The sequence below is a fragment of the Dictyobacter halimunensis genome, from assembly GCF_036245075.1.
In genome coordinates, this window is sequence record NZ_BSRI01000001.1 from 1,480,514 (window position 1) to 1,499,250 (window position 18,737).

The 18,737-nt window shown below is 51.9% G+C and carries 19 protein-coding genes and 2 pseudogenes; 9 read left to right on the top strand and 12 right to left on the bottom strand.

Annotation, left to right across the window (positions count from 1 at the left end; genetic code table 11):
• Positions 1-130: 130 nt before the first annotated feature.
• Together AABA21_RS05915 and AABA21_RS05920 are read left to right on the top strand one after the other, a co-directional pair.
• Positions 131-1,756, top strand: a complete 1,626-nt coding sequence (locus AABA21_RS05915) for a hypothetical protein (protein WP_338248062.1) — start codon at positions 131-133, stop codon at positions 1,754-1,756.
• A 97-nt stretch (positions 1,757-1,853) separates the two neighbouring features.
• Positions 1,854-2,129: a helix-turn-helix domain-containing protein gene (locus AABA21_RS05920; RefSeq protein ID WP_338251004.1), complete on the top strand. Its 276-nt coding sequence runs from the start codon at positions 1,854-1,856 to the stop codon at positions 2,127-2,129.
• A gap of 31 nt (positions 2,130-2,160) precedes the next feature.
• Here the strand turns inward: AABA21_RS05920 and AABA21_RS05925 are convergent, their stop codons facing one another.
• From AABA21_RS05925 to AABA21_RS39285, 4 genes and pseudogenes are all read right to left on the bottom strand, one after another.
• Positions 2,161-2,694, bottom strand: coding sequence for a class I SAM-dependent methyltransferase (locus AABA21_RS05925; protein ID WP_338248063.1), 534 nt, complete (start codon positions 2,692-2,694; stop codon positions 2,161-2,163).
• A 536-nt stretch (positions 2,695-3,230) separates the two neighbouring features.
• Positions 3,231-3,794, bottom strand: a complete 564-nt coding sequence (locus tag AABA21_RS05930; RefSeq protein ID WP_338248064.1) for a flavoprotein — start codon at positions 3,792-3,794, stop codon at positions 3,231-3,233.
• Positions 3,791-4,846 carry an NsdA family TPR-like regulatory protein gene (locus AABA21_RS05935; protein ID WP_338248065.1) on the bottom strand — a complete coding sequence of 352 codons (1,056 nt, stop codon included), beginning with the start codon at positions 4,844-4,846 and terminating at the stop codon, positions 3,791-3,793. Before AABA21_RS05935 ends, AABA21_RS05930 begins: the two co-directional genes overlap by 4 nt.
• 183 nt (positions 4,847-5,029) lie before the next feature.
• Positions 5,030-5,218: pseudogene (locus tag AABA21_RS39285) on the bottom strand (helix-turn-helix domain-containing protein); the annotation flags it as partial.
• A gap of 160 nt (positions 5,219-5,378) precedes the next feature.
• Between AABA21_RS39285 and AABA21_RS05940 the strand changes: the two are divergent.
• The 6 genes from AABA21_RS05940 to AABA21_RS05965 all read left to right on the top strand — a co-directional run bounded on the left by AABA21_RS05940 (position 5,379) and on the right by AABA21_RS05965 (position 8,721).
• The gene (locus AABA21_RS05940) at positions 5,379-5,594 is read left to right on the top strand and encodes a hypothetical protein (RefSeq protein WP_338248066.1); all 216 of its coding nucleotides are present in this window, start codon (positions 5,379-5,381) and stop codon (positions 5,592-5,594) included.
• A 9-nt stretch (positions 5,595-5,603) separates the two neighbouring features.
• The gene (locus AABA21_RS05945) at positions 5,604-5,948 is read left to right on the top strand and encodes a hypothetical protein (protein ID WP_338248067.1); all 345 of its coding nucleotides are present in this window, start codon (positions 5,604-5,606) and stop codon (positions 5,946-5,948) included.
• 214 nt (positions 5,949-6,162) lie between these two features.
• Positions 6,163-6,324: a hypothetical protein gene (locus AABA21_RS05950; protein WP_338248068.1), complete on the top strand. Its 162-nt coding sequence runs from the start codon at positions 6,163-6,165 to the stop codon at positions 6,322-6,324.
• 83 nt (positions 6,325-6,407) lie between these two features.
• A complete protein-coding gene (locus tag AABA21_RS05955) occupies positions 6,408-6,551 on the top strand; it encodes a hypothetical protein (RefSeq protein ID WP_338248069.1) in 144 nt (47 codons plus the stop codon).
• Positions 6,551-7,552 (top strand): MvdC/MvdD family ATP grasp protein, encoded by a 1,002-nt coding sequence (locus tag AABA21_RS05960; RefSeq protein ID WP_338248070.1) that lies wholly within the window; start codon positions 6,551-6,553, stop codon positions 7,550-7,552. Before AABA21_RS05955 ends, AABA21_RS05960 begins: the two co-directional genes overlap by 1 nt.
• A complete protein-coding gene (locus tag AABA21_RS05965) occupies positions 7,549-8,721 on the top strand; it encodes a methyltransferase domain-containing protein (RefSeq protein WP_338248071.1) in 1,173 nt (390 codons plus the stop codon). The genes AABA21_RS05960 and AABA21_RS05965 overlap by 4 nt, the downstream gene beginning before the upstream one ends.
• 178 nt (positions 8,722-8,899) lie before the next feature.
• On the opposite strand, the gene AABA21_RS05970 is transcribed toward AABA21_RS05965, so the two are convergent.
• Both AABA21_RS05970 and AABA21_RS05975 read right to left on the bottom strand, forming a co-directional pair.
• Positions 8,900-9,712, bottom strand: a complete 813-nt coding sequence (locus AABA21_RS05970) for a class I SAM-dependent methyltransferase (RefSeq protein ID WP_338248072.1) — start codon at positions 9,710-9,712, stop codon at positions 8,900-8,902.
• A gap of 165 nt (positions 9,713-9,877) precedes the next feature.
• A complete protein-coding gene (locus AABA21_RS05975; protein ID WP_338248073.1) occupies positions 9,878-11,251 on the bottom strand; it encodes a hypothetical protein in 1,374 nt (457 codons plus the stop codon).
• A 163-nt stretch (positions 11,252-11,414) separates the two neighbouring features.
• On the opposite strand from AABA21_RS05975, the gene AABA21_RS05980 reads away from it, so the two are divergent.
• Positions 11,415-11,957: a helix-turn-helix domain-containing protein gene (locus AABA21_RS05980; RefSeq protein WP_338248074.1), complete on the top strand. Its 543-nt coding sequence runs from the start codon at positions 11,415-11,417 to the stop codon at positions 11,955-11,957.
• A gap of 255 nt (positions 11,958-12,212) precedes the next feature.
• Here AABA21_RS05980 and AABA21_RS05985 read toward each other — a convergent pair whose 3' ends face one another.
• The 6 genes and pseudogenes from AABA21_RS05985 to AABA21_RS06010 form a co-directional block, all read right to left on the bottom strand.
• Positions 12,213-12,944 carry a helix-turn-helix domain-containing protein gene (locus AABA21_RS05985; protein ID WP_338248075.1) on the bottom strand — a complete coding sequence of 244 codons (732 nt, stop codon included), beginning with the start codon at positions 12,942-12,944 and terminating at the stop codon, positions 12,213-12,215.
• 714 nt (positions 12,945-13,658) lie between these two features.
• Positions 13,659-14,552, bottom strand: coding sequence for a site-specific integrase (locus AABA21_RS05990; RefSeq protein WP_338248076.1), 894 nt, complete (start codon positions 14,550-14,552; stop codon positions 13,659-13,661).
• Between the two features lie 1,182 nt (positions 14,553-15,734).
• Positions 15,735-15,995, bottom strand: a pseudogene (locus AABA21_RS05995) (DUF488 family protein); the annotation flags it as partial.
• 358 nt (positions 15,996-16,353) lie between these two features.
• Entirely contained in the window at positions 16,354-16,740 is a 387-nt protein-coding gene (locus AABA21_RS06000; protein WP_338248077.1) for an NAD(P)/FAD-dependent oxidoreductase, read from the bottom strand.
• Positions 16,741-16,957: 217 nt separating this feature from the next.
• A complete protein-coding gene (locus tag AABA21_RS06005) occupies positions 16,958-17,992 on the bottom strand; it encodes a bifunctional DNA primase/polymerase (RefSeq protein WP_338248078.1) in 1,035 nt (344 codons plus the stop codon).
• A 205-nt stretch (positions 17,993-18,197) separates the two neighbouring features.
• The gene (locus AABA21_RS06010; protein ID WP_338248079.1) at positions 18,198-18,416 is read right to left on the bottom strand and encodes a hypothetical protein; all 219 of its coding nucleotides are present in this window, start codon (positions 18,414-18,416) and stop codon (positions 18,198-18,200) included.
• Positions 18,417-18,737 lie beyond the last annotated feature (321 nt).

Consider the following 18,737-nt stretch of genomic DNA (forward strand, 5'->3'; position numbering starts at 1 on the left):
GTCTTTTTCCGAAGGAAACACCTCCCTCAAATAAGGGAGCGTGCCCGTGCCAGGATCCCGCGTGAACGGCAGAACCACATCACGGCACTAGCGAGTATACAAGCAGCAAGAAGAAAGGATGAACATACCGATGCAACAGAGAGCACTCCAGACCGCAGAACGATCGACAAGGGCCGTGGGCTGCCTCCCAGATCCCGGCGCGAGTTGTGAGCCGTTTACCCCTGATCCCATGACTATTTTCCTGAAGCTCAAACCGAGTTTCCTTATCCTCACCCAGGATGAAACGGCGGCCAAGGTCCTGCGCATCATAGAGGCCTATACCGAGCGCGCCATCGCGGCGTACCACGCGCACCCCGACGTGTGCCTCTGGGTCTCCATCTCGCATGAGGGATTGCTGGATGCGCTGTGGGGAACAGTACAGAGCAAAACCACGCTCGTCACCGCACTCGATTCCCTGAAAGCGCAGTTCCTGGTCTTTGAGCGCCCCGGCCGAGGACCACACCAGGCCAATGCATACCTGTTGAATAAACCCCTCATCGCTCTGCTGTGTTCACGCATTCCCACTAGAATGCGCGACATCGATATGCGAGCGATCATGCGCAAACCACGCGCCACCCGAAACGCAGAGGGTCAAACATTGACTCCCTCAATAATTGACCCTCTGGTCCAACACTTGCGGGATACACTACATGACCCCCACAACCGCCAATTATTGACCCCTCCACCCACAATTTTTGACCCCCCGGTTAAGCCCGCAGAAAGCCAAAAATTGGCCCCAGAAAGATATACGAAAGATACTGGAAAAGAAAAAAGAGAAGAAGCTGCTTGCGCGATATCCACAGCAGCACAAAAAGACACCCAACCAACACAGGCTGTTGCTCCTGCTGGCCATCTATGTACCGATGTTCGTCATATGACACGAGATGTACTCCTTGACCTTCAACAGTGTGTGCACCGCCTGCTAGCCATAGCAGACGGAAATGCAAATGAATCCCCTATGGCTTGTGCTCCCATGCACATCTCTAAGGAGGTCAGAGAGCCATCCCCCGACCTCCAGGCGCGGGAAGCAAGGAAGGAAGATGGGCAGGCGTCGGCCCCTCCTGCAGAACATGTCACGCCAGCATTCCCTGAACGTTCGGCACCTGCGGTCGTGGAACTCATCGAACAACTGCGCGGACGCCCGTATACCACCTCCGAGCGGCCGCGTGAACTCAAAGCCGCCTTTGCGCTACTGAACCTCGCGGAAACACCACAGTTGAGCCTGGAGGAGATACGCGAGTCGTGGAAGCACGGGTCCGACGACTGGTGGCGCGACCACTATGGGGATGATGTGCACGTCCACGACCTGGTGCAGAAAAACGCGCAGGGCAAACGCCGTGTGCTGGCCTTCCTGGAACACAAGCGCCGGTGCGCCCGGTTCGCACCCACCTCGCATCGCGTCGAGACGCCCTATGTTCCCGTGCAGGACACCCTCACGACCCTTTCAGATGAGCCAGAGACGTACGAGTTCCTCGCGTGTGAGGCGGATGCGGCAGCGCTTGCCGCGTGGATTGAACACGAGGTGCAGGCACAGGGCTACGACGCCGTGGCGCGCGTCGAGGAGGACGAGTATCATCCCGGCGTCTGGTATGTTCAGGTCGAGTGGTGGGCCAGCACTGAGGCCGTCAAAGCACACCGGGTCAGCTCGCATGAGGCATGGGAGCGCTATTTCGCGCAGCAACACGCGATCATCCAGTACAACACAGTGTCCGCATAGGAAGCTGCAATATATGACGACGCGACGACATATATTCACATATGCGATGGCGACGCGGCGCCCCCTTTGGAAGCGCGTGTGAGAAAAAGGAGAGGTAATAATGCAAACAGAGCAGTTGTTGACCGCGAAGGAAGTCGCTGATCACTTCCGGGTCTCGGTACGTACGGTGGAGCGCTGGATTGAGAAAGGCTTGCCGGCGCACAAAGCCACCGAGATCCAGGTAGGAGAACTTCTGGTGCAAAAACGCATCGGAGGCCTCCCGCCAAAGGGGATCTGGGTAATCCCGCAGTCCTCCCTTACCGATGTCCACGGCATTCGAAAATCGGTGGGCTACCCGGCGGAAAAAAAGCGGAAGCAGCAAGGAACGTGCTGATCAGGCAACACCCGGAGCCATTCTGCCCGGCTCAATCCGGGCGAATGCTCAGAGCCGAGTAAATCTCGTTGAGATAGCGGCTGGGGGCGCGTTCCAGCAGGGTAGTGTGCGCAAAGCCGTTCTGCCGTGCCAGCGCCTCCCAGGTACGATAGGAAAGCGGATAGGGAGCCCAGAAGTTGCCGCGATCGGCATTGTACTCGACCAGCAGCAGGCGCCCTCCGGGACGCAGATACCCGCGCACACGCTGCAACAGATCGTCCTTCTTGCGCACATAGTGCAGCGAGTTGGCCATCACCACGCCATCGAGTGGGGGTAGGTCCAGATGGCGCGTAAAGTCAGTTGCCTGGTAGGCAACCTCGACGGTCGGAAAGTGCTCATGTAGTGCCTGCTCTTGCTGCCTGAGCGAGGCGCGCTCTTTGTCTATCGAGTAGATACGCGCCGTTGGCCCGAGCAGGTCAGCCAGGGCCAGCGTAAAGGCTCCCCAGCCCGAGCCGAGATCGGCCCACACCCCACCAGGCCCCACCACCCCCTTGCGCAACAACCTGACATGGTCGTTATGATTCATTCTTTGTCCTCGCTCATTCTGTAGCTTTTTTTGTAGAAGCATTCACCCTCATTGTAGAGCATAGCAAGAGAGCCCGACAAGGCAAAGTATGCCTCCTAGACGCCGATTTCCTCTCTTTCACCTCGGGCATCGTCGATTATTCGATTCTATCCCAGACTTGGGAATACAATCGCATCAGCAGGGCAGGAGAAACATGTTCATCCACTTCAGCAGGCCTCTCCCTAAACCTCCCTGTAGTTCTATGTCAGGACCACAGCGTTATGAAGAGGTGCTACGGAGTTATGACGAAGGGCTACGTTGGGCGCCAGGTTCTTTACCCCTATTACAGGGAAAACGTGCCGTCTTTTTAGGCACAGGAAAACTAGCGGAAGCAGAAGCACTAAATGCAGCAATTGAAACCTACAAAATCCAGATAAAAGCGACTGCATCTCTTCTGTAACTGACATGTGTAAAGAAAAAAGGCATTGGGCCAGCTCAAACAGAGGTGTTCCATTGCCACAAGAGAACATCAGATTGCTGATACGCAAACCAGGGGTTTATTCCACCTGTTTGTTATCGACCTTCTCATTGATGACATCGTTCAATGTCGCAAGGATAATTTCCGGCGGAACGCGATTCTTGGGAGGATAGAGTTCAGGCTCATACAAAACATGGACTTTGTATTTCCGGAGTAAACGCAGACTTCTCTTAAAGGCTGGATTGGTATCCAACCCACCACCCGTTTTAAAACAGGGGACGGCTACAATTGGCTTATTTAGACCTGTATACTCACTGAGCAAACCCACGGCCAGCGTATCGCTGATCCCTAGTGCCCATTTATTGATGGTGTTAAAGGTAGCAGGAAATACGACAATAGCATCGGCTCGCGGGAGCACATCTGGCTCTTCCGGCTTTTTGTACTCGCTCCGTACAGGGTATCCCGTGAGTTGCTCGAGTGCCAGCATATCAATGAAATGTCTGCCAGAGGGCGTCGTGATGACACATACGGTCCATCCTGCTGCTTGAGCACATTGTACTAGATCCGGAACGAGGAACGCCGATGAACTGCCGCATGCAATCACATAGAGCACACCAGCGGAGGGCTGATCCAATGTGTTCATAGTGCTCCTTGAAACTGGATAGAGGGCAAGACACTTTCTATGCGCGCATCCAGGTTTTTCACATGGGTAGTATTCTTCCGCCGTTCGAGCTGATGGCGATGCGCGAGGACGCGTTGAAAGACTCGCGCGGATCGCGTTTGCTCAAGGATCGCCAGAGCCTGCTCAACATGCTTGCAGGCTGCTTCAACTTCGTCCATCTGAACGAAAGTTGTCGCCAGGTCAACAAGCGTGATCGATTTCTTATGAATACGCGTTTCATCCATGGATGCGAGCCGCTCATTCAAAAATCTTTGTGCTTTGCGCGGCTGCTGCAGGCGTACAAAACACGCCCCCTTATACCCGAGCAGGTGCGATTGTGTGAATGGGGAATACGATGGGTCGGCAAAGGTGTAGGAAACCTCACCCGATCGCCCTCGTTCTATCAATCGCTCGGATTGGTGTAACGCTCGCTGACAACCGTCTGCATTTTTCAGACGAGCCTGAACTTCCGCCTCGACCGCCCACATCCAGGCGGTCACCACATCTGCCGCAGTGCCCGCTGCCTGAGTACGTGCCTCTTGCAACAGTGGGAGCGCGTTCTCAGCATCTCCTCCATAGAGAGGAATAAAGCTCTTTCGGCCAAGGATAACGGCGTGGAGCACCGCATGGTTGCATTCTTCCGCTGCCTGCAACGCAACATCATAATAGCGCTCAGCCTGGGCATTGTTACCCGCATTAAATAAAATATCGCCGATAAGCTGGCTGGTTTCGGCTGCGAATCGGCACAGCAGATGGTTGGCATCTTCTGGAGGAGAAGATTCCAACAGGTGCGTAATGATTTCTAAGTGCCTGGAAACATCGTGTAAAAGGAGTGTTGACTTTTGGGAACGAATAAACCGTTGCCGATTATTTTTGGTGATCAACTCAAGGTGCGCCAGCAGTGACATATCGACCCCTGCGGGTTTCTTCAACGCTCTGACCAACCTCGCAAGGATATCAGTGTCAGGGATGAGAGAAGAAGCGACAGTCGCTCCCAATGCCTGCTGCATAAATTGCCGTCGTCGTGCATCCAAGTGTCTACCCTCTTCTAGCTCTTTTAGCTCTTTCACTGCAGTTATTATACCGTGCGAAACAGCCTGTGAGATGAATGGAAGTACACCTTGCGTGTCAACATCTGGCATCAAAAACGAACGATCAGTGCACGCAGAGGGTGTGGTTTCTTGTTTGGAAGAAACTACGAATCCTAATTCTTCTGCCGAGCGATCAAATAGCGTGCACAGTTTTGCCTGATAATACGGACTCGGGCTTCTCTCTCCTGTTTCCCAGCGACTGATCATGTCCTTACTGGTATCAATTTCCAGCCCCACTTTCTTCTGGGACCAGCCGCGCATCTCTCGCTGCATGCGGAGTTTTCTGTTGGGCTTTTTCTCCTTGGGTGCATGCATGGCCTACGCTCCTCCTCGCGATGTCATTTTCTACCCATGAATTATAACATAGAACATACTATCTTATAAGCGGCATCTTTTGTCATGCAAACAACATGTGATCCGGGCTGCAATCAGGGTACCCTTATTCTTACACAATCTCATAAGAAAGAGGTGAACCATGAAAAGCGAAGTTGCAACACTCCTGCGTCAAATTGAGTTGGAATGCGAGGCGCTCCGGCGTATGATGGCTGACTTCCAGGTGACTGGCGCTCATGACATCATCAACCATAAATTTGAAGCGATGACGCCATTGCAGGAACAGCTGGCCACACATATCGGCGAGGAGGAAGCGGCGCGCATTACCGTCGAGACCTATATCCACATCATCGGGTAGGAAAAACAAATGGGGAACATCCAGCAGTATGATTTCGGGGATATTGAGTTCGTCACCACCATACGCACATCCAGACCCTATGCGGATGTCGAGGCCATCGTGAAGCGCATCCTGATAGACCATGGAGCCACGATAGAGGAAAGCGAACAGCATTGGACCGTGCACTTCCCCGAGGGGACCCGGCGTATCGAGATCTGGCCACGTGCCGATTCGACCCGCTTTCGCATTACCTTTCCCGATCGCTACCAGATCTATGAAACTGTCACCCGCTATGGCATAAGTACCCTGCGCTATCCATCTGACGAGTTTCCACAGGCGATCCTACAGAAGTATGGATACGCCAACCCGCCATAGACATGGCGGCCGGGGCCTTGGCCACACGCCCCATGGCTCCCGTCGCGATGCCTGTGGCTGGTACGCTCGTCGGCGCTGCCGATGAAAGGTCAACCCTGTCACAGGAGGAAGGTCGGGATCGCGGCTATTGTGCTGCTTCTTTCCAGATGCCGGCCTTCTCGATTCCGCATTGCATTACGTCAGTCATGTATCCAATAAAGAAGGAGGAAGAACGATGGAACCTGAAGATGTTGCCATGCCGTTTAGTTTCTTGTACACAACCCGCCAGCCGCTGACCCAGCGAGGGGATGAAACAGCGGGGGCCGAAACGGAAACGCAGACGAGCCGCGATGGCATCGTCAGAACCGATACGGAAGAGGACGGTGACGAAGAATAGCACAAACCGAAGGTTTGAGGCGCCCTCCACTGCGCCTCATGCTGCACCCATCACGCGCAAAACAACAAAGGAGAACAATACCAATGGAGACTCAACTGATTCCATTCAGTTTGCTCTATGCCCAGACCCCTCTTCAGGAGGAGAACCTGGTCGCGTCCCCCACCATCATCGTCCAGACTTCAATTGATGGCAAAACGATACAAGATACCGAAGAGGATGAGGAGTGATGAGAAACGTGCTCATCCTCACCAAACCGTATGATCCGCATACGCCGCCGGTCGTCGAAGAAATACAGGCCCGAGGTGCCCGGGTCTTCCGATTCCACACCGCGGATTTCCCTGAGCAGAGCAGCCTTGCCATGCAGTATATGCCCCACAGCCCCGCCTGCACGGGCACGCTTTCCATGGGCCAATGCACCATCGAACTCGAAGGGCTGACCAGCATCTGGCGCCGCCGACCGCAGAAATATCGGGCACCTCACTCATCGTCACCGGGTGAAGCGACATTCATCGAGGAGGAGGCCGAGAAAGCCTTGACCGGCGTGCTCGAAAGCCTGGCACTTCAGAACACCTGCTGGGTCAGTCGCACCCACAGCGTGCGCCGCGCGGATTTGAAAGCACTCCAGCTGGCGATGGCCCGGGATGCCGGATTACGCATTCCCGAGACCCTGATCACCAACGATCCCGACGCGGCACGCGCGTTTTATGAGCGTTGCCAGGGAAACGTCATTCTCAAAGCAGTCTCGAAAGGCTCGCTGGAAGATGCGCAGGGACAGATCGAGCGATTCATTTACACCAGCCAGGTGCAGCGGGAGCACCTGGCCCAGTTCCAACGCGTCCGGGCGACGGGGCATATGTTCCAGGAGCACATTCCCAAGCGCATCGAAGTTCGCGTGGTCGTCATCGGACGACAAGTCTTCGCCGCCGAAATTCATTCCCAGCACAGTACGCGGGCCAGGGTCGATTTTCGCCGGGGCTACGACGACTTGCGCTACGACGTCCACCGCTTACCCGATGACATCCGGACGAACGTGCTCGAGATGGTCCGCCGCTTTGAACTGCAGTACTCGTCCATCGATTTCATCGTGACCCCGGCGGGAGAATATGTCTTCCTCGACCTCAATCCTAATGGCCAATACTACTGGCTCCAGCTCCGTTTAGCCGGACGCTTCCGGTTGAAAGAAGCCATGGCCGATCTCTTAGTCTTTCCGGAGGACTATCGCCTATGACACCCATCCCAATCCGTTCAGCACAGTTGCGCCAGCAGTTGGTGACAACACTCATCAACAGCGGCGCGCTCCACTCGCCAGCCATCACGCAGGCCTTTCTGAGCATTCCGCGTGAGGCCTTCATCCCGTTCTTCCTTGAACAGTCAGAGAGTCCCAGGCTCGACTGGGTACGGCATGAGGCAGTTATGTCAGAGCCAACCGCGTACCTGGAGCAGATCTATACAGACCAGCCGCTGGTCACCAAACTCGATGATCGCAAGATGCCCGCAAGCTCCAGCTCCCTGCCCTCGATTATGGTCAAGATGCTCGAAGCACTGGACATGCAACCAGGGCACACCGCCTTAGAAGTTGGCACCGGTACAGGATACAACGCGGCCCTCCTGGCGCAGATCACGGGCAGTCCAGCACACGTTTCGACCATTGATGTCGATCCCATACTGACAGCCAGCGCTATTGCCGCCTTGGAGCACACCATCGGGCCGGGCGTCACCGTCATCATCGGCGATGGCTTTCAAGGCTATCCACTAAACGCCCCCTACGACCGCATCATAGTCACAGCCAGTATCCCAACCGTTCCGCCCCCTCTTATTGACCAGTTAGCTCCGGGCGGCAAGCTCGTCATGGATCTGCAAGGGTCGCTAGCCAGTGGCTTCCTCGTCATCGACAAAACGGAGGATGGGATCGTCGGGCATTTCCGCCCAGAACCCCTCCACTTTATGCCCCTCTTCAGCGATGCCATCGCCGCACCTGATGTCCCGCGCATCAAAGATTTGCAGCAGCATGATCCATGCGCGCTGCCAGCACACCATCCCTTTCCGGACATCCTCAATGATTATGCTTTCCGCTGGTTCCTCCAATGGCGCATCCCTGGCTGCCAGGTCACACAAACCCGACCGATTCAGCGTCAATCCGGCACGCCAATTCCCACCATCTCCGTAGTCGATCCCCACCACCGCACAATCGCTCGCTTCCAACGCCATCCCGAGCACCAGGAGTGGACGCTGACCACCTATGGCAGCCAGGCCTCATTGTGGGATACGCTTCTGCAGGCCTATCATGAATTTGTCAGCCTGGGAAAACCACAACCCCATAACTCTATCCTGACCGTTGAAGACAAACAGCCAATGATTACGATCGGAAGTTTGAAGCTGCCAGTAAGAACATCATAATTTGAATCAGATGCCCATGAGAAAATCAAGAGATGGCTGGTAGAAAGGGGTATTCCTATTGCGGTCAGACCACACCGATGCATTGTAGCGCAATCTGTTCTTCGTATGCTGTGGCAGGTGTTACCTTACCGCGCCTGCCACAAAACAGATGTGGTCCTCACCATAGAACCATGCACGTTTATTGTTTGATGCCCCATGCAGTGAGGAGAAACCAGATCCCCATATACGTATTTTCCCAACCAGCGATGACGTTCTGAAGGAGTTCGTCGAAGGCCTCTTCCGATGGGAGAAGTCGTAATGGCACAAGAAATGGCTTGAGTAATTGCAGTGACATGGTAAAATCTTGTTGAATAGCTTTGGCGTACTCACGCCCGGTGCTGATGTCAATGGCCTGAGGATAAATATTGACCTGTTGGAAGCCAGCATCGCGTAGAAAATTGGGAAACCTGTTCACGATGCCAAATGTCCCGGTTGCATTAAAACCGCGCCCCGAGAGATACATGGTCTGCGTCACCAGCTCTGCCATCTGATTTTGCGCCTCGTTGTTGGTAACCGCTGATTCGCATTCCGTCAGCCGTAAGATTCCACCGGGCCGGAGTAGCCGCTTGCACTGCTCGACCAGTGGCCTCCACGAGTCTCTCAACAAGAGTCCGCTGATAAAGCGAGCGTTAATGAGATCAAAGGACTCCTCGGGAAAATCAAGTGGCTTCGTGATATCCATTTCGTAAAATTGGGCGTTGGCGCGCGTTGAGTGGGCCTGCGAATTGACAAACGCGATCATGCGCTGACTCAGATCGACGCCAACCAGATGCATATGCGGATAGTTCTGAAGAAGTTGCAATCCCCACCCACCTGGCCCGCACGCGAGCTCCAATACATCAGTCATGTGAGTAATGGTTTCAGGAGGTTGTTCAGGAAGCGGCCGCCCTTGCGTGATGATCGCATCCTGCTCCAGTAATCGAGCCATCTCGTCGACGCGTTCAAGGATCAATGAAATACTTTTCGTCTCTCTCCATAAGAACCTTCTTTCGTTTCTTCCTTAAACGCTTGAATGTCAAATACAGGATAATATGCTTCATTTGAAACACAAGCGCAAAAGCAGCGTACTCAAAAAAAGGGGAGCATGTCTACATGAGACACGGCTCTTCCTGACAGATCACATGTTCTTTGGGTCACCTGGATGCAGGAGGCTCTCGACAATCGAGAGGCTGCCTGCCCAACGCAGAATGTGCTCTTCGTGTTCCAGAAGAAGGTCTTCGGACATCAGCTGACACCGTTCATACATGGGTTGGTTATGAAAGGTGGGGCGAGCCAGTTCACATTGAATGCGCTGAAAGCGTTCGGGGGGAGCCACAATACAGAGATATTGAGCATGCTCACACAGCGATCCCAAATCATACAGGCGCAGCAACCCCCCGGCGATATTGGTGGTATGCTCGATTTCATAGGCGGCGACAATCTTTTCCTGGAAGATCCAGAGCACATCGATCCTGCGAATAATGTGTTGCACTGGCGAGTCCGTAAAAAACGGGAGCGTCGGAAGGCTCAATGCGCCTAACCGCTCATGCTTCCAGGTTTTTTGATGATCATTGATGGCAATCCACACCGTACACCCGATTTTGTGCCCAATTTTCGCCAGCAACCACTGCACATGGGTATGTACCTCGCGCTCATGTTTGATCAGCTGTTCATCCTCAGCTACGAACTCTTCATCTGTCTTGGGTAGAACGACGGGATGGGAAACATGTTCTTGCTCGTGCTTGCGTAGGAGTGCCGGAACACGCTGGAGCGCAGCATCTCGCTTCTCTGAACGCGCTTCTTGCTGGCGTCCATACCAGGTCAACAGATGTTCGAGGTCCCAGGCGGAGAGTTCGAGTGCTTTGGACAACTCAAGGAATCGCGCACGAAACACAAAATAGGCATCAATGACATGCGCCGTGGATGACCGTTGTGGGTCATCCATCAACACCTCATGGACCAGCGGAGTAAACATTGGCCAGCGCTCACTGTCTTGCAGATACCACCATGCACTCAAGAAAAACGGGACACGGGCCGGTTGTATCTGTTCTCGGTTGATCCGCTGCTGAGCAATCATGATATCCAGGAAACGGAAGAACGAGAGCATCGCCCGCTTCCCCTCGCGGGTTCTCGTTGGGGCAGGTAAGACCGATCGGAGCCGACGCACCAGCAGTTCATCATCGGGAACATCATTCAAAAGTTCATGAAAGCACATACCTCCAGACGCTCCTTTGAGATTGAACACGTTGTGAGCATCCTGCGTCTGCTGTTGACAGAGGGCATTGAAATCCCTGAGCGTCATAGTCCCGTCCAAGAAACGCTGCAATATCTGGACCAATGTTTGCCGAACAATCTGCCGCCTCCGATCTCTGTCTTTATCCAACTTCACAGCATCCGTATCAGCACAGTACTCGTGCCACTTCAGCCGCCACTGTGCCACACGCGCACCCCAGCAGTCGTTCGTCTCCTCTTCCTCTCCGTCCACGAAACTTTGGGCCATGTCTCCATTCATATGCTCACCTTGTCTTCACTCCTGACCACCCATGGTCGATACCACTACTAACCAGTGTGCTTAGTATTTTTTATAAGTATACGCATAAGTTTAATAGATAAAGCTAAAGCTACGTAAAAAAGTGAAGTTTACAGGAAAGTCTCAGGGTAAATAGACTACATGTATGGCAGAAAACGATAATAAACTTACAATTCCGGGATATGTCTCAACCAGTGAAGCGGCAAAAATGCTCGGGGTCTCAAATCATCGCATGTATCAGTATGTCAAAGCCAATCGTCTCCCAGTGGTACGTGTTGGCCGGGCCTTCATGCTGCGTGTCGAGGACGTTGAACGCTTCAGGCCCAATCCTTCGGGAAGAATGAGGAAGAAGGCTCCCGCCTGGCGTGGGTACCGCAGCCGTGGAAAGGTGCTCATCACCGATATTGTTGTTCCTGTGCTCTCTCACCAACAACAAGCGGTCGTCGATAAGCTTATGGCCATCCAACAAACGAACCAGCATACTTTTCCAGGCACCATCGCACGTTATATCATTAAGGGCGATGACGAGCTGACCAGTATCCACATGTTGCTGATCTGGAAAGATATTGAAATGCCTGATCAGAAAATACGACAACAGCACCTGCTAGCATTCCAGGAAGAGTTTACAAACCTTCTTGACTGGAAGAGGGCTCAATATACCACAAACGAGTCCATTATTCACACATGACATGAAGAAGTCGTTACTTTCATATTGTATTGCTCTTCTATTTTTCCCAACCTCAAACTTTGCTCCTGCTTATTATGCCAATACTCAAAACACTCTTCTATGCTATTAAAGAAAAAGCCTTCGGCTGCTCAGCATCTGTGAGAAAGAAATGATCTTGTGATATATCGTGCCAAAAAGTGGAAAAATAGCCTCTGTCTTTACTATGCAAAAATTTTTACATTAATTGTTTTTTTATTGTTTTTGCTTTATATCACCTTATTTATCTTTGTTAACCCCTTCATGGCTACATTGGGAACACACTACATATGGAACATCATGTTGCTGGCAATAGTCCGCGACCTGCTGATGTTGTTCCGGCGTAATCCACCACTCCTGCTTATTACGTATTGCTTCTGCTTCGCGCTGATAGATGGTTAGATTTACCGCATGAAGCATATGCAACTTTTTCAGATCTGAGAGTTTGATCTGATGCAATTGGGCAAATTGTACTAACCGCATAGTTCCTTCTGGCAGGCCGCGCCTTGCTAGTAGCTCTTGTCCTGAGTGGCTATGCAGGAAATGGGATGTAGCAGGCAGCAATAATGATCCATGCCCATGTGCTGTTGACTCACTCACGCGCTCCTGCCGTATCACATCGATTTGCTGTTGAAGGTCGTTGCATTTCTGGTCTCGCGCCTCATTCTCGCGTTTCAGACGTTCAACGCACTCAAACAGCGCCTCATTCTCGCATTTCAGACGTTCAACGCACTCAAGCAATGCCTCAATTTGTTGCTGGGGAGAAGGAACAACTGCACCCCGTTCCTGGACAATCAGCTCAACCTCATCGAGATCGAGACGAACAGAACCCGACACATCACGGATAGCGTGGAGTTTGTCCTTCTCGATCCAGCGGCGAACGGTGCGCTCTACAACCCCAAGGCGCTCAACGGCATCTTGGACGGTAATGTAGCGCGCGATGCTTGATGAGCCTCGTTTCTCCACTTTCATAGGAGCCTCCATACTTTATTTTTAATGTGCAATGCTAATGGCTTCAATCTAAAAGTTCTTATCTACAACGCCGATATCCTTAGTTTTCCCCATAACGAGATCCGGACTCTGGTGAAACATGGAACAAGTGACAACCGGCGGTGTTTCCATCGTATACTTAGAGACACAATAAAACCGGGGACTGCTTCCTAATCGTAAGGAAACGCTCCTCGGCCCTATTTACTCGTTATGGATAATCCAGGTGGAGACGATAGCACTAACTAGATACTCTAGAGTACCTATCACTCCTTATATATAATCATACACAATATTTACCGATTTGTCAAGTCCCTCACGTGTTAAACCCGCTCCCCAGGCGGCTAGAGCGTTATTCTCGCTTCATCCAATGCAATCAGGGATAGATTGGTCTATCTTCGCACAATCGATAGCAAAAAATATTTTACAGCGGGAATATATGGAAACATACAAACTGAGAGGACGCTTTCCTGGTCGCGAATCGACGTATAAACAGTAAATAACTCACAATAAAATTATTACGGCAGACATCCCATTGCGCTCTGAACAAGAGACTATATAATGCAGTACACCGTACAGACCTGTAAGAGTGACTCCATAGAGCCGAGCAGCTATATCCGCTATTGGACCAAATCGGGCAGATAAAAGGGGTATCCTCATCTCTGGATAGGAAAAAAAACGCGGTGGAGTGTCAACAGGTTATCGAAGATAATTGCGCAACACAACATCCTTTCGGTTATGGCCTAATGCCCGGCTCACTCGAAGTACAGCCTCTTCATCATAATCTGAACGCCGGAGACGCCGATGGGTAGGAGGCAGTTCTCGGCCTGAAAGATGTCGATAGTAGGCCTGCGCATAGGCCCGCCGGTATTTTTGGGGATGCAAGCGACTGGGGATACGAGGAAATACGAGATCTTGTGGGTTACGCCCATCGAGCAAGGGCAACACATCCGTTTCATGCCCCGGCAGCACTGGTACCTGACGTGGACGCCCTCCCTTGGCATGACCTTTTTTAATGGTAATCTCTGGGCCTCCCGTAGTAGGTCCGTATACAAGAATATCTTCGACCTGGAGCTGTCTAAGTTCGTTAGCACGTAAACCAGTGGCCTGTATAAAGGCAATGAGGGGCGCCCAGTTGGCGGGCTGAAATTGCTGTTCGCGTATCGTCGTCTTACGTGACCGTGTAATATTTTCTCGTTTTCGTTCGGGAATACACACGCATTCGGCCAACAGCCGAATGCGAAAGAACAAGCGAAGGGCCGAACGCTCAGTCTGAAGAGTATCCGGGCTTTTACCTGCATCAAGATGCTCATTGAGGTACTCTGTCGCCAATTCATCGGCACGTCGATCCAGGACCTCCAGGCGGCGCACCTCATAGTTGGACCTGGCCCACTGGATAAAGGCCATAACATGTTGCTGATAGGTATTGCGCGTCCCATGAGAACGAATAACGCCATCCGAAAAGGCCCAGAGGGACTCTCCCGCCTCTCGGCGTGCTTTCTTTGCGGCATAACGGCTCGTGTTGAGTCCCTCGTGCATAAGTGCATCCAGACGTTCGTTCGCTTCGTAGATAATCCCCTTGCGGTTACCCATAGCGCTGAGTGCTTTCTAATATGAGAAAGACAATAGGAATGGTAAATCTTGTACGAAGCTTGAACTTGCGCCACAGTGTCTCAGTGCACTCCGAGACCTCTGAATTCACTGTGTTTACTGTTTATGCGTCGGTCTTTTGAACGCACTATCAGTAAACTATCTCCTCTCAACGATAAAAGGATCAGGCGACACACACTCCGGGTTTACATGCCCTATCGAGATCACGCTACGAAAAAACGTTCCTGTTCCTGCCAGCCGGACTCTCACCGCCAGCAGGGGACGCACTATCAAAATTTCCACGCTACTAGAGAGAATAGGTACTTTTTCTCACTTTTGCCGCTGAGAGCAAATTGGAGCGTCGATCAGGCGTACAGGGCTGAGAACTTATCCCCTCAGATTTTGCTGATCAGTGGAGTGACGCATACGCGTTCCTCGACAGCATGCCAGCAGGGACTGTTATTCCCCGTCGTTTGGATTGACACATATCAACCCAGGAGACCGTTGCCTCATCGCTTACGGCGACCACTCGAGCATCTAAACAGAGATGCCAGCTGTTTGCCCGCCCTCTGATGAGGGGCATTATAGGGCGCTCGTAAGGTAACAAGAACACTATATATGACCGTTATGTTGCATGTCAATGGATCAAAAACGTATTCCCGTTATATGCTTACCATTCGTAGACAGATCATGACAGAGAATCACCCACACAAGGAGACAGCCAGAGAACACGTCATGACTGAGGGCGAAACAACGGAAACATTTCACAGAACAGATCATGACCATCCTCAATTACTGCGATTCCCGCTTAAAAAGACAAATCATGCCAACAGGAGCCAGAGAGGGTGATATGGCCAGGCATATCATGACAACATAAGAGAGGAGGCTATAGACAAATCATGACCAACAGAACGCGCTTGAGAAGGCGATTGGGGGACAATTCGCCTATTTTATACGGACAAATCATGACTCTTCCCAACTATCATTTAATGCGCTTCCAGATAAGTCATGAACACGGGAGGATAATCATTCAAATTTGCTGAGATAGATCATGACAATGCATACACGATAAGCAGATTGGCAAACCAGACAGGTCATGCCAACAGAAGGTCAAATACGAGGTTCTTGAGTGATAGATCATGTTCATAGGTTTATGCAGAAAAAAATTATCTCAGACAGATCATGTCACTTTTCTACCGTCAAAAATTTTCGCTCTTCCGCAACAGTGGAGTAGCACCAGAAATGTGTACCAATCCCCAATTCTTCGCTGCGCAGATGAATAATTGGTACGTGAAAATCAGGTTCATTCGCTAGATAGGCTGCGATTCTATGGCGATGGCAATACCTATGATCGGCTTCAAAATAGGTAATCGCAACGCGCTTATCATCCTTAACGGCCTGTTTAAGCTTGGTAAGATGTTCCGATTGTTCCGGCAAAATATGCTCAGAGTAGAAATCAAAGAGTTAGCGATAATCAGATGCATTCTGTAATTCATGCCGAAGATTGGAAGGAATATCGAGCTCTGGCACATGCATATAGGTGATACCTGCCTCGCTCAGAAAAAACTATCGTATTTTCGAGAAACCATACTTCATCGAGAGGGGGTTTTTCCGTACATCAATCAGGACGGAGACGTTGTTGAAAATCAGCAAGTCGAGATATGCGTCGATAGAGAGGCCTTCATACCCAATAGTGAAAAACGTGGGTTCCTGGGATTCGTTCCAGTTGGCAGAGAGGCCTTCATCCCTGGGGCTAGACAATAGCGGTTTTACAAATAGACCACAAAAAAGGAGTGGGGTGCTTCTAGAGCAGCCTTTCGGCAAAGTAGAGTGCCGCCTGTCCCGCTGAATTGGTCCCACCAACCACGAAGACCTGTTTCCCCTGGCAGGCTGCAGCCTCGGTCATCGCGGCGCCATAATACACGCCACCGCCAGTCAGTCGATCTAGATCAGACACGGCAAGCGTGCGATAAGACACACCGGTTGCCAGGACGAGCGCATAGCATCCAAGCTCACTACCGTCAGCAAGGGTGACATAGCGATAGGAATCAGCCACTCGAATTCCAACAACCTCTTGCGGAGAAAGGATATGCGCTCCCAGACGCACCGCCTGGACACTTCCACGAATGGCAAACTCTGCCTCCGGCAGGCCAATCGGAAAGCCAAGGTAGTTCTCACTACGAGAGCTCATGCCATCCTGAACTCCCAGAACATCTCGTTCGATGACCGAAGTGCGCAATCTTTCTGACTTTGAGTAAGAATGACTATGCTCACAACAACCTCAGTCTACAACATGCATCGACATCTGATATGGTAGAGAAAAACAATACAAAGAAGCGTTCCAACAAGAAGGTCGAGAGGTAAACATGATTTACGCGCGATACGTTCGTGGAGAGCGCATACGACTGCTAGAAAAATGGAGCGTCAGGAAGGGTGGGGTGAAAATCTTCGTCGACATACCCTTGTTCCACAAGGGCTTTGGTGGCCAGGGAAAAGTTCCCACCATATTCCAGAAAGGTATAGGCGGCGAATTTACTGATCCCGACGCGTGGTTCAAAGAGCGTTGAAGTGGAGAAGACATAGAGGTACCCACTGCCCTGGTAGTTGGTGGTGGCGCTGATTCCACTCGTTTTCCCGGGCCGGCGCCAGAAATCCTCTTTGCCAATCCTGCGCACCCATGTCCACTCATGCGGAACCAGAATGTCAGACCATGTCGCCCGCTCATTGAAGATGGTGCCAGGCTGACGTATCTCCTCAAGGCGCGGTCGGAATGGCTTCTGTGATCGGCGTCCCTTGCCTGCGGTTTTTTGCTCAGCAGGCGGCATCTCATCCAGGGTGCGAGCAACAGCGAGCAACAGTGTACGATCCTGGGGATCAATCATTTGAATTGTCGTGAGATGTCCACGCTGGACAACATACGGCAGACCGCTAGGATGCACCATGCCATGAGAGGGGGCACCAATACTATAGCCACCTTCCCCCCTCGTTTCAATCAAACTGACAACATAGGGAGGCTCACTCATTGGGCGCTGAGCCACCTTGATACTGCCCCCAGAGAGGAGTGGAGTGCGATAGTAGAGATGAATACCCTTTGGGGACCGTTCTGTATATCCTCGTTCGATCCTCTCCAAGAGCGGGTGCAATCCCTCTTCCCGCATCCGCTCAACAAACTGCTGATAAATGAGAACATCATCAAAATCCAGCATCTCCAGGCCGCCGCTCACCTCTCCAGTGATAAACGCAATGCCATACTGGTGGTCATAAAACCAGTGCCGTGCCTGGCCAGGAGTGGGGAGCCTGTGTTGAAAGGCTTTCCATCTAACCGCCGGACTCTTGGTTCCATCGGTCATGATAGGGATACAGCTGATACCCGCACGCAGCGCAACTAACGCCGTCTGGTACACGCTCAGAGATGAAAGGAGTTCAGATGATGCACGCGTCATCGTCGCCACTCCTCTCTCTGCACCGTGCATTCAGGCACCGCGATGTGCGCTGAACCAAGAACATCCATCCATGAATGCATGCCTATATGATTTCCACCTCTCGTGAACTGTTCGAAGACAGGCGCGGGAAGAACACTCGTTCCAATCATTCTTGTACATTATACGCGGCGAACCACGAAAGCTTCAAGAGGTGATGCTGTGACCATCAGGACTCATGCCCCAACTGACTGCGTCCTGTTACCGGCTCCAGCGGTATCGTCTCCATCGAACTGATATCGGCGTGTGGGCGTAGTTGCACGACGATACAGGCGATATTATCCGTTCCACCTCCCTCGTTGGCCATCTGCACCAGCTGGCGCCTCATACACGAAGCATGAGACCAGGGTGTCGCCAGCACTGCCTCAATCCTGTCGTCGCGTGTCATCTCCCACAGCCCAAGAACATATGCAGCAGTTGAAAAAAGGAATGCAATCCTGGAATGCATGGAGAGCACGGCATAAAGAGAAGACACACCCATAGAAGACTAAGGCCGCGGCTGCTTCCCTTCGCGATGAGATCAAAAGGAACGCGGAACTCGAACAACCACAGCGCAAGCCTCATAGGAAGCTACTTTCTCGTTGCCATCGGTTTTGTTATTCTGGCATTCAATTGAGAAGAACCCCTGTAGTTTATATGTTATTTTGCTAGCAAAACGATATATACAACAGACATTGATCGCATTCTTTTGTATAATGATGATTTATGA